Genomic DNA, 12,391 nt, shown 5'->3' on the forward strand with positions numbered 1-12,391 from the left:
GATCGCGGAGAAGGGTTTCCATAGAAGCTCTCTCAGCTAGGACGTTGCTCCTCGGAAAATGTTCACAAATGAACGCGACAGTCGTCTCTAGAAAGTCGGGAAGGACCTGGCCGTTGACCTAGACAGCGTGACTCAACCTTGCGAAGGGATACGAACGATATTTAAGGAGCATCCCCACAAATGTCCCCACAGTGTCGAATATAGTGGTATTTTTGTGTGTTGATTTAGCCTGTAAGTCTATGAAAACATTGGCTCCTCAGGTAGGATTCGAACCTACAACCCTTCGGTTAACAGCCGAATGCTCTACCGTTGAGCTACTGAGGAGCAAGCTAGACGCCCTTAGTTTACAACATCGGGGTGCGCGGTCCAGTTTTCACACCCAACCGCCGTCCCGCGCCATCGAGCGGAACAACTCCAGCCCGCGCGACGCCGGTTCGTCGACTTCAAACGAAATGTTCCGTGTCAGATACGCGCAGGCGAGTTCCTTGGGCACGCCCCTCGGCGACGCTTCAGCGGCCACAATCGCGCCGATGCGCTCTCGTCCGAAGCGCCAGGACGCTTCTAGAACCGGCGCGGCTTTCGTCCAGTCGAATCCCGAACGCGCCGCCCACACCGCATAAACCATCGGCAGCCCCGTCAGTTCCGTCCAATCCAGACCGAGATCGGTCACGGTCGCGTCCTTGCGCAACGGATCGATTAGCAGCGCCGGATCGCCTATCACCAACGCGGCATCCGCCCGGTCCAGCATCGCGCCGACATCCGGGGGCATCGCGGTCACCACCGGGCAAACCCCGAAGCGCTTCGCCAGAATCACTTGTGCAAGCACGACCGAGGTCCGTGAACTCAGGTCGGCGGCGAGTGTTGCGATTTCGTCGACCGGAACGCGCGATACCAACAGGATGCTGCGAACGGCGCCTCGCGAAACGATGCCCAGCGGCGGAATCAACTCGATCGGCTGCCGCTCAAGTTCAATCGCCGGCACGAGCCCGATATCCACCTCGCCCGCGCGCAATCGCGCAGCGCAGATCGAAGGGATCTCGAATCGCAAGTCGAACGCGTCGCGCTGTGGGCCATGCAGCAGTCCCCATGTGAGCGGCGTGGTGTTCAGGTAACTGACCGCGCAGACCCTAGGTTTCAACTTTCAGTCTCAACTCTCAGTCTCAACTCTCAGTCTCAACCCCCAGTCTCACACAACTGTCCCACCTGCCGGACCAGGACCGATTTTCGTGCTATTGTCGAAAAGCTTACGTTTTTATGCGTTTTCATCCTTTATTTTATGCGACGCTCTCCGTCGCAATCACCTCATCGTTTGCCGTCGCGCAGATCACTTTAAACCCCTCGCCAACCCGTGCAATCGGTCAGGATTCGATTAACGTCACCGGAGTCACGCCGAACTTAGTTGAAGGGCGCGAGTTCGATTCCCCGCTTGGGATCGCACTTGATACGACGGTCAACCCTCCACATGTTTATGTTGCCGATACGGGCAACAACCGCGTCCTCGGGTGGGCCAACGCCGCATCCTTTACCAATGGCCAGGTAGCCGACATAGTAATGGGTCAGCCGGACCTAGTCACCACCTACCAGGCGGGTCCGACTCTAGGCCAACCGCCGCGTCAAACCGGGCTGAACACTCCCGTCGGACTCGCCGTGGATGCCGGGGGTAATCTCTACGTCGCCGATTGCGGGAACAACCGGATTCTTCGCTTCCCTCAACCCTTCGCCCAACCATCGGCTATCTATCCGAACCTGGTGCTTGGTCAGAACGACTTCACCACCAGCACGGTCAACTTGAACGGCATCGGTCCGGCAACACTCTATCTAAATAGCGGAACGCCATTTACCACTTACCTGACCTTCGATGGAAGCGGCAATCTATGGGTGGCCGATCCCGGCAACAATCGCGTGCTCCGTTTTCCCGCCAGTGTGCTCTCGAGCGGAACCAGCGGCGGATCTGCGGACGTCGTGATCGGCCAGCCGAACTTTACTTCCCGCCTCCTGACCGGTTATACCGATACCAGTCTGAACTTGATTGCCACTCCAACAGGCGTTGGCTTCGACTCTAGCGGAAATCTTTTCGTGTCGGAATCCGCTAATCAGTTCGGCCGAATTTTGGTCTTCCCTTCTCCGCAGTCGACGGGAGAATCCGCCTCCCAGATTGCGGGTGTTCCTTCCTCGCAGCCGGCCACTTCCGTGAGCGCGACCCTGATCGGACCTTTTAGCGGCGCGCTGGCAGTGATCAGTAACCAACCGGTTCTTGTAGACTCTTATTACAATCGCGTACTCTTCTTTCCTCCCGTTAGTCAGTGGACGGCGGGCTCGACAGGTACGGCCGCTGTCTCGGTTATCGGCCAGGCTAATCTAACTACCGGAACCGCTAACATGGGCCAGCCGCAGGCGTCCGCGACATCGCTGCAAAGCCCCTCAGCAATCGCTTACTCCGGAACAGAGTTATACATAGCGGACAGCGGCAACAACCGGATGATCGTGATGCCGCAGACCGGCTCGACGTTCGGCCCCGCGACACGCGTGCTTGGACAGGATGGGATGACTTTCAGCGCGGTCAATCTCATCGAAGGAAAGGAAGTCGACTTTACTTCCGCTGTCAACGGAAACTTTGTTGAGAACGCCGGAATGGTGATCGACATCAATAGCAATCCGCCGCATCTCTACATCGCCGACCCGTATAACAACAGGGTCCTCGGCTTCAACGATGTTCGCGCGGTCCAGCCGGGTTCGACTGCCGATATCGTCATCGGCCAACCTGACTTTCAGCACAATGAAATCAATTACCCTTCTAACAGCGCGAGCATGCCCAATCAGTCCGGTCTCTATGTGCCGGTCGATGTTACTGTCGACGTCAATGGCAACTTATATGTTGCGGATTCGGGAAACGCGCGCATCATGCGGTTTCCGGAGCCATTTGCCACGCCCGCAAACCTCCCGAACGCGGACATCGTCCTCGGTCAATCGAGCTTCACCATCAAAATCACCGACCCTTCGGCGGCCACGATGGCTTCTCCGTATGGACTTGCGTTTACCGGCGATAACGGCCTCCTCGCTTCCGATAATGTCCACAATCGCGTGCTTTTTTTCGGGGGCAGCGAGTCTGACTTCAAGACGGGGATGGCCGCGTCCGGGGTATTCGGACAACCCGATTTCACGACCATTTCCACCGGAAGCGCTTTGAACCAGCTCAACGCGCCGCATCACATTGCGGCCGATACCAGCGGCAACTTATATGTGGCGGATACTCTAAATTCGCGAATCAGCATTTTCACGGGTGTAACTACGGCCGGAACCGGAGCCCAGGCTGCGATCACCCTTCCGCAACTGAATGAACCGTTCGGTGTATCGGTAAATCCGTCCACCGGCGAGATCTGGGTCGCCAATACAGGCTCGGGGACCACGCTCCGGTTCCCTGACTTCAATAACCTCACGCTGCAGAATTATCAGTCGAACTTTTCCATCACGCAAGCCGCGTCGCCGCTGGCTATCACGCAGGATGCTTTTGGCGCATTGTATGTTGCGGATGCCTCCAATCGCATCGCCGTCTTCTATCCCGGCGTGGCCGGCGTGAACGCGGCTAACTATCTGGGCCCCTGCGTTCCCAATGCGACTTGTAACACGCAAACCGAGCGCGCTCTTTCTCCAGGCACAATTGTTTCTCTGTTCTCCACTAGCGGACAGTCGAACTACTTCGGCTCCGCCACTCAATCCGAGAGCAGTCTGCCATTGCCGCTTACTTTGGCCGGCACTCAGGTATTAGTCAACAATGTTGCCGCGCCGCTCTTCTATGTCGGCCCGACCCAGATCAACTTCTTTCTATCGAACTCGGCGCCGACTTCCGGAACGGTTACGGTGACTGTGCAAAGCGCTTCCACCGGTCAGGTTCTGGGCAGCAGCGAGTTACCCGTGGCCGCGGCTGCTCCCGGTCTGTTCACTCTGGATTCCAGCGGCAGCGGTCAAGTCGCGGCGATCAATCAGAACGGCACGGTGAACGGACCTTCGAATCCCGCTCCGTGGAACTCGGTGGTCTCGTTCTATGGAACCGGCGCCGGGATGATCCCGAACGCACCCCCGGACGGCATGGCTACCACTGGACCGCTGTCTACTTCCGTTGTTCCGCAGGTGATCATCGGCGCTCAGTATGTTCCCGCCGGCAACGTACAATACTCGGGTCTGGCGCCGTATCTGGTGGGCGTCTGGCAAGTGAACGTGCTGATTCCGAGCAGCGTCGCCCCAACCACCAGCAGCGCGCCGACGCCCGTGATCCTGCTGTTGAACGGAACCCCCAGCGGCGGCCCGGTATTCGGCCGCGCCACCACGATGTGGGTAACGTCTACGCAGTAAACATACGCAGGACCGGTTCGACCCGGCGCGCAACATAGCGGGGCTCGATTTCGCCGGTTGTTATCCTGAAACTTACATCGAAAATGAAACAGCGTGTACGCTCCACGACGGTCCTGGTTGTCCGTCGCGAGGGCAAGGTAGTTATGGCTGCCGATGGGCAAGTCACTCTCGGCAGTGAAGTTCTAAAATCCTCAGCCAAAAAGTTGCGCCGCCTGTATAACGAACGTGTGATCGCCGGCTTTGCCGGTTCCACGGCCGACGCGTTCTCTCTTTTCTCCCGCTTCGAAGCCAAGCTCGAGCAGTTCAACGGTAATCTGCCCCGCTCGGTCGTCGAACTCGCCAAAGACTGGCGCACGGATAAAGTGCTCCGGCACCTGGAAGCGCTCCTGCTCGTCGCCGACGCGAAAGACATCTTCATCGTCAGCGGTAACGGCGATGTCATCGAACCCGACGATGGCGTGGCGTCGATCGGCTCCGGCGGCACTTTTGCGCTTTCCGCCGCGACCGCGCTCCTGCAAAGCACCAAGCTGAACGCTCGCCAGATCGCCGAGCAGGCCATGCAGATCGCCGCCAAAATCTGCATTTACACCAACGACAAGATCATCTACGAGGAGATCTCGCCGGATCAACCGGCCGCTGCTCCCGTGAAAGGAGCCAAATAAGTGGTAATCTACCTGCCGAGCCAGTCCGTGGATGCCACTCCCGCACTCGACGAACTCACGCCGCGCGAAATCGTCCGCGAGCTCGATAAGTATGTCATCGGCCAGCCCGACGCTAAACGCGCCGTAGCCATCGCCCTGCGCAACCGCATCCGCCGCCAGAAACTTCCGCCCGAAATGGCCGATGAGGTGATGCCCAAGAACATCCTCATGATCGGTCCCACCGGGGTGGGTAAAACCGAGATCGCGCGCCGACTGGCCAAGCTTTCCAGTTCGCCTTTCATGAAGGTGGAAGCCAGTAAGTTCACCGAAGTTGGATATGTCGGGCGCGATGTTGAATCAATGATCCGCGACTTAGTCGATACTTCCATCGACATGGTGCGCGATGAGCGCCTCGACGACGTCGCCGAGCAAGCTGAAAAAGCCGCCGAAGACCGCTTGCTCGATATCCTGATGCCCCCGACGCCTGAGGGCGCTGAGCAGCCCAACGAGCGCACGCGCGAGAAACTCCGCGAGCGCCTCCACGACGGCCGCCTCGATGAGCGAATGGTCGAGCTCGACGTCAAAGAGCGCGGTCCGCAGCTTGAAATTGCGGCCAGCGGCAACCTGGAAGATATGGGCATCAATTTCAAGGAGATGTTGCCCGCACTCTTCGGCCAGCGCACCCGCAAGCGGACCATGCGCGTAGCCGATGCGCTTGAATACCTGACTCAAGAAGAAGAGTCGAAGCTAATCGACATGGAGCAAGTCACGCGCGAAGCTATTGAGCGCGTCGAAAACGGCGGCATCATTTTCCTCGACGAGATCGATAAAATTGCCGGCCGCGAATCCGGTCACGGACCCGATGTGAGCCGCGAAGGCGTGCAGCGCGACATCCTTCCGATCGTCGAAGGCACCACCGTCAACACGCGCCACGGTTTCGTGCGCACCGACCACATTCTGTTCATTGCCGCCGGCGCGTTTCATGTCTCGAAGCCGAGCGATCTCATCCCTGAACTACAGGGCCGCTTCCCCATCCGCGTCGAACTCAAGTCACTTACCACCGAAGACTTCATTCGCATCCTTAAAGAGCCGCAAAACGCGCTCTCGAAGCAGTATGTCGCGTTAATGGAAACCGAAGGTATCAAACTCATCCTGGGTGACGATGCCCTGGAGGAGGTCGCTAAGTTCGCCGCGCAAGTCAACGAATCGAGCGAGAACATCGGCGCTCGCCGCCTGCACACCATCATGGAGAAATTGCTTGAAGAAATCTCCTTCGATGCTCCGGATTTGAAGAAGAAAACCATCAAGATCGACGCCCCGTACGTCCGCAAGCAGTTGGAAGCGATCGTCAAGGACCAGGACCTCAGCCGGTATATTCTGTGAAGTTCGGCGGATCGGTCGTCATCGCATTCCTGTTCTGTGCAGCATGCGGGTCGATTGGTCCGCCGCTTCCGCCCACCCTGAACATACCTTCGCGCGTCACCGACTTATCGATGATCCAGCGCGGCTCGTTCATCTATATCCGCTTCACCCTGACCACGCTCACCACGGAAGGGTTGCTACTGACGCACTTACCGGAAGCGGATCTTCGCATCGGTGTCACCGGCCAGAAGTTCGACATGGCGAAATGGCTGGAGACGGCCCAGCGTCTTCCCGACCAAGGTAAGGACACGCTCTACAAGGTTCCCGCGGCCCCTTATGTCGGTAAGGATGTAGTCGCGGCCGTGCGTCTCGAGAACGATCGCGGCCGCTACGGCGGCTGGTCAAACTTCGTACCTTTATTGGTAACCGCCGGAGTACCCGCACCCGAGAATCTGAGAGCCGAAGCGACCGCGAACGGAGTACTGTTGACCTGGACTAACTCCAATGCCCCGCTCTTTCGCATCTACCGGGATGGCGCCCCTCTAGGCGATACCAAACAGAGTCCCTATCTCGACACGACTGCCGAATTCGGTAAGAATTATAAGTACGTGATTCAAGCTTTCGGCCCCAGCGACCACCCCAGCGAAAGCGAACTATCGAATGAGTTCACTATCACCCCCAAAGACACGTTCCCGCCGGCCATTCCCACAGGCCTAAAGACGATCATTGGTACAAAGAGCGTCGAACTATCGTGGGCACGCAACCAGGAACCGGACTTGGCCGGGTACAGCGTCTTCCGCGCGGAAGGCGACGGCCCTTTCCACTTAGTAGCAGAAAAGATCACGGCGCCGAGTTACAGCGATCGGGACGTAAAACCCGGCGCGCGTTACCGCTACCGGGTTATATCGATCGACCAATCCGGCAATCCAAGCGCTCCGTCACAAGTAGTCGAAGCGACACTGCCGTAAATCGCAGTTAGTGATTCTCTTTCTCCGTATAATCCGGCGGAACCTGAAACAAAGCCGGATCCGGCGGTGTCTGCGAAATCTCCGTCAGCTCGTAAGTCGTGACGCCAAACCGGGGGTCGGAATTCGAACTCTTCAGCAAAACCTTCAAATCATCCGAGTACCAACGCTCGCTCACTACATGCAGATCCCGATCGTTTCCAATCTTCCCGGCGGGAATGGTGACGGTGATGCGAGCGCCCTTTGCCATCACCCCATTGACAGACTGCGGTGTTAGCTCCTCAGTAACCGCTCCGCTACCCTGCTTGTATCTGCTGTTCCCGGTGCTGGTCCTGGTGGAGTCGCGGTTAACCGCGGCCGCGATTGTCACCACGCTGTTCGCCGGTATCGGGACCTTGGTGTAGGTCTTTTCGTGGTCCGCCAAGTGATAGGTGAACCCTCCGACTGGATCGAAGATGATCGCCCCTGCTGATGTCTCGGTTCGCATGCGTCCTGAGCTATCACGGTAGAAATGCTCGGTTTCGGAATTGCTAATATGAGATCCATCCGACAACACCTGCTCCGAACGCCGCACCTCCGTAGCCGAAAGCGGCTTACCCACAATCGGTCCGGACTGTCCATCGATCGGCATAGTAATCGGATGGGCACTTGGCTCCGGCACGTGAAGCCATCCATTCTGCTGGAAGGAATTTCCGGCTGAGGGCGTCTGCCCCACCAATGGAATCGCCGCCGCGATACTAACCAAAAGCATCTTTGTCATAATTGTTCTCCTTAGTTGGTTATAAGAACGTCACTGGACAAAACCCGGAAAGCATGGGCACGCCCATCCTGCCCGAAAAGAACATCCGCTTCCACCGCCGCGCCGGTATCCGGAGCACGCACATCGAATCCAGCCGCGATCAGCGCAGCCACAGGCACCTCCATTCGAACGATCCGCGTGCGTTCGTACGGCGCCAGCGGCGCGGTATAAGGTATTTCCAAGAAGGGCGCACTGGCAATACGCGGCGGCGGAGCTGGGCGGTAAAGCAGAACGGCGGCGATGACCAGCAACGCGGCAAGCGCCGGGATCCATAAGTGGAGCCTGAAACCGCGAGGCCGCGAAGCACGGTCAAATTCAGCCAGTAAGCTGGCCTCTAAGTCCGGCGGCTCCGGTACATCCCGCGCTAGACTACTAAGTGCCCGCCGAAGTTCTTTCAAGATACTTTCTCCTTCGCCTGAAACTTACGCGCCAACAACTCCCGCCCGCGATGCAGACGCGATCGAATGGTCCCGATCGCACATCCCAGAACCACCGCCGCCTCTTCGTAACTCCGGCCCTCCAAATCGCAAAGCACGATCGCCTCGCGATATCGCACAGGCAACCTACCAATCGCCTTCCGCAGCGACGCAGCATCGATGCCGCCGGCCAGATCGGGTCCAACCGCCGCTACCGGGACGGCGTCGTCGAACGGAAGCCATCGCCGCGCGTTCCGCGTCCGGCGCTGCACAAACTTTCGAGCGACGCCTACCAGAAACGAGGCAAGCGCGCCGCGCCCAGGGTCGAAAGCCGCGGGATGATGGATCAACCACAGGAACACATCCTGCGTAACCTCTCCGGCGGCAATGGTGTCAGCAGTCATATGAAATGCAAATCGAAAGACCGCAGCCTGGTGCTCACGATAAATGGCAGCAAACGCCTCACGATCCCCAGCCTTGAATCGATCAATAAGCGTCCGGTCATCGATCACGCGAACCTGTATTGCCGCCGACATCCCGGATAGTTCCAAATCTTTGGCGTTGATCCGGCCCAAACTCCACCCCCGCACCCGCTATAATCAATCTTTCTGAAAGGTCACCACCTCCTGAATGAAGTTTTTCCTCGACACCGCGAATCTGGACGAAATCAAAAGGGCCTCCACCTGGGGCATCGTCGACGGTGTAACCACCAACCCGTCGCTAATCGCCAAAGAAGGCAATCCGATTGACGAACAGATCCGCCGCATCTGCGACCTCGTCGACGGCGACATCAGCGCCGAAGTGGTCGCTGCCACTCACCGGGAAATGGTCAAAGAAGGCCGCAGGCTAGCCGCCATACATAAGAATGTGGTGGTCAAGTGCCCGCTAACCCGCGAAGGCATCATCGCCACTAACGAGCTCTTCAACGAGGGCCATCGCGTCAACGTAACCCTCTGCTTCTCTTCCGCCCAGGCTCTGATCGCCGCCAAAGCGGGCGCCTATATTATCAGCCCCTTCGTCGGCCGGCTCGACGATATGGGTCAAGATGGCATGGAACTGATCCGCCAGATCGTCACGATATATCAGAACTACGGCTACGCGACCCGGGTTTTGGCCGCGTCCCTGCGCTCTACCAATCACGTCATCGAGTGTGCCCTGGCGGGCGCCCATATCGCAACAGTTCCCTTCAAAGTACTCGACGGACTCTTCAATCACGTACTAACCGATCGAGGACTGGAACAGTTCCTCGCCGACTATAACAAAGTATTCGCGGAAACCCCGGTCGGAGTATAAGAGTTGATGAGCACGCCCGCTACGGCTGGGATTGCGGCTGTCGGCGTCGCTGCGGTCCTGGGGATCGCGCTAATCTTCCGAATCCGGCGCCGCAAGAAACCTACAGCTGAAGAACTGGAAGCGCGTCGCCGCGCGTGGCTTTCTCAAATCGGCAAACTCGGGGGTGGTGAAATCGTCGAAATCCAGGAAACCGCGATTCTCTACTTATATGAGGTCCGCGGCATGACTTACACGGCGTCCCAGGATATAACTGCTCTCCGCGAGCAGCTCGCGCCCGGTTTCGAATCGGCGATAGGCGGTGTCGGCGTGAGGTACGACCCAAATAACCCGGCCAACTCGATCATCCTAAGTGAATCCTGGACCGGCCTGCCCAACCGCGATCGCACGCGTTTAGTTTGAACCTCGTGGACCTGCAAGCGAAAAGCTCCGGGCACAACCAACCGCTCGGCATCGCACTGATTACTCTCGCCTTCCTCTGCGCTGCGGTGATGAGTACTTTCAGCAAAGCGGCGGTAGGAGTGCCGCCTCTACAGATTCTGTTTCTCCAATATGCGATTAGCTTCCTGGTTTTCGTACCTTCAGCCGCCCGCCTCGGACGCCGCCGTCTTGCGACAGAACAGATCGGTCTGCAGGTGTTCCGCAGCGTGGCCGGGTCGGTTTGCCAGCTACTATTCTTCGTTGCTGTACGCTCAATCCCGCTACTCGATTCCGTCCTGCTCACCAATGCCGCGCCGCTGTTTATCCCGCTGGTCGTCTACGTCTGGTTTCGCAAGACCGTAAAACGCGCGGTCTGGGTCAGTCTGCTGATCGGATTAGTGGGAATCGTACTGATTATCAAACCAGGCCCGCGAATGTTTCAAAATCCAGCCTCCCTAATCGCCCTCGCGTCAGGGATGTTTTCGGCGATTGCGCTCGTTGCGACGAACAAGCTAGCCGAGACGGAGCCGCCGGTTCGAATCCTCTTCTATAACTTCGGAATTTCCACGCTGCTACTGATTCCCTTGGCCGTATGGGCCTGGAAACCACTTACCGGCAGACAATGGTTACTACTGTTTGCCGTGGGCGCTTTCTATGCCGCAACGCAGTATCTGATCATTCTCGCCTACCGCTTCGCCGGCGCCGCGGAGCTATCGCCCTTTAACTATACAGTGGTTGTGTTCTCCGGGCTTCTAGGCTGGCTTGTCTTCGGCACGGTGCCGGGCTTACTAGCCATCGTGGGTACTGTATTGATCTGTGCGGGAGGAATCCTAAGTATTGAAGCCGGCCACGAGGAAGGCCGCGGAAATGTTGCTGGATATGGTCACTGGCGCCTCCGCTGGAAGGCCCGGTAGACGAAAGGCATAGAACACCGGGGGCCCCAGCCACGAGACCCCCGGGCGGAGTTGTTAGATCAATCGGATTGCCGCGTCGGCTTCAATCGCCATCGTCTGCAGCTCGTCAAGGAACTGCTGGCTCTGTCCGGTGAAGAGCCCATCCGCAGTGAAGCTATTGACCGCAGCCGTCGCGCCTGAAAATTGCTGGACGGTCGGACGGATCACCGCAACATGCGGAAGGTTGGGACTGATGAATTCGCACGGTACGGGGAAGATCAGGCTGGGTTGAACCAGCGGATTCAGCGGTTTGAAGAAGTTACGGAAGGTAAGGCCGGAAACCACGTCGGTAAACGGCGCCACTGGAGCTTGCACGCCGTTACCCGCGAAGTCGACCCACTCCAGGAAGTGAGCGATCTCATCTCCACCGATGCCCAGAGTAATCTGAAGCACCTCGGGATCCGTCACTTTCTGACTCATCGTCGCGTAGAGGCTTGAGCCGCCCTGCTCGATGTATGCGAAGTGAAATGCCGCTACGTTGGCGATCGCCTGAATGTGATCGTTGCCGGGGAAATTTGGGTTCGACGCGCCCAGATAGTCAGCGTCGCTCCTGGGAATCGCGGTTACTCCGTTAAGCGTGATGGCTTGAGGATAAGTCGCGCCGAAATTAGGGTTGGTCGCGCTGCGGTACCGGATGAACCAGCTCGTGTCGACGTTGAGATTCATCAGGTTGGTCAGCCGTAACTTACCTGTCGATCCCATGGCGGTGCTTCCCGGCAGCGTCTTATAAGCGGAGAAGTCGACCGGGGGCGCCCCTTTGGATATCAGGTACGCATTCAGGAAGTTAGCGTGGCTAACCTCATCCAGCGTGTTGCTGCTGATATATTGCGGTCCGTCCCCGTCAAGGTTCGACAACGCGACCTGGTAGGGGTTCAATGGTTGATTGGGGTCTACTTCGATAGGAAGGTTGTTGCCGATCCCGCCGAGCTCCGCATACTGTACCCACAGATCCGATTCGATGATCTCGGCCGCGGCGAGAAACCGCAATATCGCGACGTCGCCGGCGGGAAGAGTGGAGCTCGGTTGCTGTGCAAAAATAGGTTTGCCGATGCCGAGTACACCCGCTCCAGCGGCCGCAGCTCCCAGTCCTTTCTTCAAGAAAGAGCGCCGGTTTGCCGCGCTCGATATTTTATTTGGTTCGTTCGTCATCTAATCTCCTGACTACCTTTCATCGCGAGATTAGCAGCGCGGGATG

General features: G+C 58.0%; 12 protein-coding genes and 1 tRNA gene. 7 read left to right on the forward strand and 6 right to left on the reverse strand.

Annotation, left to right across the window (positions count from 1 at the left end):
* Positions 1–249: 249 nt before the first annotated feature.
* Both H1Y01_RS13810 and H1Y01_RS13815 read right to left on the reverse strand, forming a co-directional pair.
* A tRNA-Asn gene (locus tag H1Y01_RS13810) sits at positions 250–324 on the reverse strand.
* 49 nt (positions 325–373) lie between these two features.
* Entirely contained in the window at positions 374–1,138 is a 765-nt protein-coding gene (locus tag H1Y01_RS13815; RefSeq protein ID WP_180541097.1) for a menaquinone biosynthetic enzyme MqnA/MqnD family protein, read from the reverse strand.
* 116 nt (positions 1,139–1,254) lie between these two features.
* Between H1Y01_RS13815 and H1Y01_RS13820 the strand changes: the two genes are divergently transcribed.
* The 4 genes from H1Y01_RS13820 to H1Y01_RS13835 all read left to right on the forward strand — a co-directional run bounded on the left by H1Y01_RS13820 (position 1,255) and on the right by H1Y01_RS13835 (position 7,321).
* Positions 1,255–4,350: a hypothetical protein gene (locus tag H1Y01_RS13820; protein ID WP_180541098.1), complete on the forward strand. Its 3,096-nt coding sequence runs from the start codon at positions 1,255–1,257 to the stop codon at positions 4,348–4,350.
* 83 nt (positions 4,351–4,433) lie between these two features.
* Positions 4,434–5,012: an ATP-dependent protease subunit HslV gene (gene hslV / locus H1Y01_RS13825; RefSeq protein ID WP_180541099.1), complete on the forward strand. Its 579-nt coding sequence runs from the start codon at positions 4,434–4,436 to the stop codon at positions 5,010–5,012.
* Positions 5,013–6,374 carry an ATP-dependent protease ATPase subunit HslU gene (hslU, locus tag H1Y01_RS13830; protein ID WP_180541100.1) on the forward strand — a complete coding sequence of 454 codons (1,362 nt, stop codon included), beginning with the start codon at positions 5,013–5,015 and terminating at the stop codon, positions 6,372–6,374.
* Positions 6,371–7,321 carry a fibronectin type III domain-containing protein gene (locus tag H1Y01_RS13835; protein WP_180541101.1) on the forward strand — a complete coding sequence of 317 codons (951 nt, stop codon included), beginning with the start codon at positions 6,371–6,373 and terminating at the stop codon, positions 7,319–7,321. Before hslU ends, H1Y01_RS13835 begins: the two co-directional genes overlap by 4 nt.
* Positions 7,322–7,328: 7 nt before the next feature.
* Here H1Y01_RS13835 and H1Y01_RS13840 read toward each other — a convergent pair whose 3' ends face one another.
* The 3 genes from H1Y01_RS13840 to H1Y01_RS13850 are packed head-to-tail and all read right to left on the reverse strand — an operon-like array spanning position 7,329 to position 9,069.
* Positions 7,329–8,078, reverse strand: a complete 750-nt coding sequence (locus H1Y01_RS13840; protein ID WP_180541102.1) for a hypothetical protein — start codon at positions 8,076–8,078, stop codon at positions 7,329–7,331.
* Positions 8,079–8,089: 11 nt separating this feature from the next.
* Entirely contained in the window at positions 8,090–8,515 is a 426-nt protein-coding gene (locus tag H1Y01_RS13845; RefSeq protein WP_180541103.1) for a hypothetical protein, read from the reverse strand.
* Positions 8,512–9,069, reverse strand: coding sequence for an RNA polymerase sigma factor (locus tag H1Y01_RS13850; RefSeq protein ID WP_180541104.1), 558 nt, complete (start codon positions 9,067–9,069; stop codon positions 8,512–8,514). The genes H1Y01_RS13845 and H1Y01_RS13850 overlap by 4 nt, the downstream gene beginning before the upstream one ends.
* A gap of 94 nt (positions 9,070–9,163) precedes the next feature.
* On the opposite strand from H1Y01_RS13850, the gene fsa reads away from it, so the two are divergent.
* Genes fsa through H1Y01_RS13865 form a run of 3 tightly spaced genes read left to right on the forward strand, consistent with a single transcriptional unit; the run spans position 9,164 to position 11,157 of the window.
* Complete coding sequence (fsa, locus tag H1Y01_RS13855) at positions 9,164–9,826, forward strand: fructose-6-phosphate aldolase (protein WP_180541105.1); 663 nt, start codon at positions 9,164–9,166, stop codon at positions 9,824–9,826.
* Between the two features lie 6 nt (positions 9,827–9,832).
* On the forward strand, positions 9,833–10,225 hold the full coding sequence (locus H1Y01_RS13860; RefSeq protein ID WP_180541106.1) for a hypothetical protein: 393 nt from the start codon (positions 9,833–9,835) through the stop codon (positions 10,223–10,225).
* Between the two features lie 5 nt (positions 10,226–10,230).
* A complete protein-coding gene (locus H1Y01_RS13865; RefSeq protein WP_180541107.1) occupies positions 10,231–11,157 on the forward strand; it encodes a DMT family transporter in 927 nt (308 codons plus the stop codon).
* 54 nt (positions 11,158–11,211) lie between these two features.
* Here the strand turns inward: H1Y01_RS13865 and H1Y01_RS13870 are convergent, their stop codons facing one another.
* Positions 11,212–12,345, reverse strand: coding sequence for a twin-arginine translocation signal domain-containing protein (locus H1Y01_RS13870; protein WP_180541108.1), 1,134 nt, complete (start codon positions 12,343–12,345; stop codon positions 11,212–11,214).
* Positions 12,346–12,391: the final 46 nt, after the last annotated feature.

Source organism: Nevskia soli, assembly GCF_903970205.1.
In the GTDB taxonomy this organism is placed as follows: Bacteria; Acidobacteriota; Terriglobia; order Bryobacterales; family Bryobacteraceae; genus Bog-113.

Excerpts from the sequence above, each read along its gene's own strand:
- H1Y01_RS13820 (WP_180541098.1), top strand. The coding sequence starts at position 1,255 with ATGCGTTTTCATCCTTTATTTTATGCGACGCTCTCCGTCGCAATCACC.
- hslV (WP_180541099.1), top strand. The coding sequence starts at position 4,434 with ATGAAACAGCGTGTACGCTCCACGACGGTCCTGGTTGTCCGTCGCGAG.
- H1Y01_RS13840 (WP_180541102.1), bottom strand. The coding sequence starts at position 8,078 with ATGACAAAGATGCTTTTGGTTAGTATCGCGGCGGCGATTCCATTGGTG.
- H1Y01_RS13850 (WP_180541104.1), bottom strand. The coding sequence starts at position 9,069 with ATGTCGGCGGCAATACAGGTTCGCGTGATCGATGACCGGACGCTTATT.
- fsa (WP_180541105.1), top strand. The coding sequence starts at position 9,164 with ATGAAGTTTTTCCTCGACACCGCGAATCTGGACGAAATCAAAAGGGCC.
- H1Y01_RS13860 (WP_180541106.1), top strand. The coding sequence starts at position 9,833 with ATGAGCACGCCCGCTACGGCTGGGATTGCGGCTGTCGGCGTCGCTGCG.
- H1Y01_RS13870 (WP_180541108.1), bottom strand. The coding sequence starts at position 12,345 with ATGACGAACGAACCAAATAAAATATCGAGCGCGGCAAACCGGCGCTCT.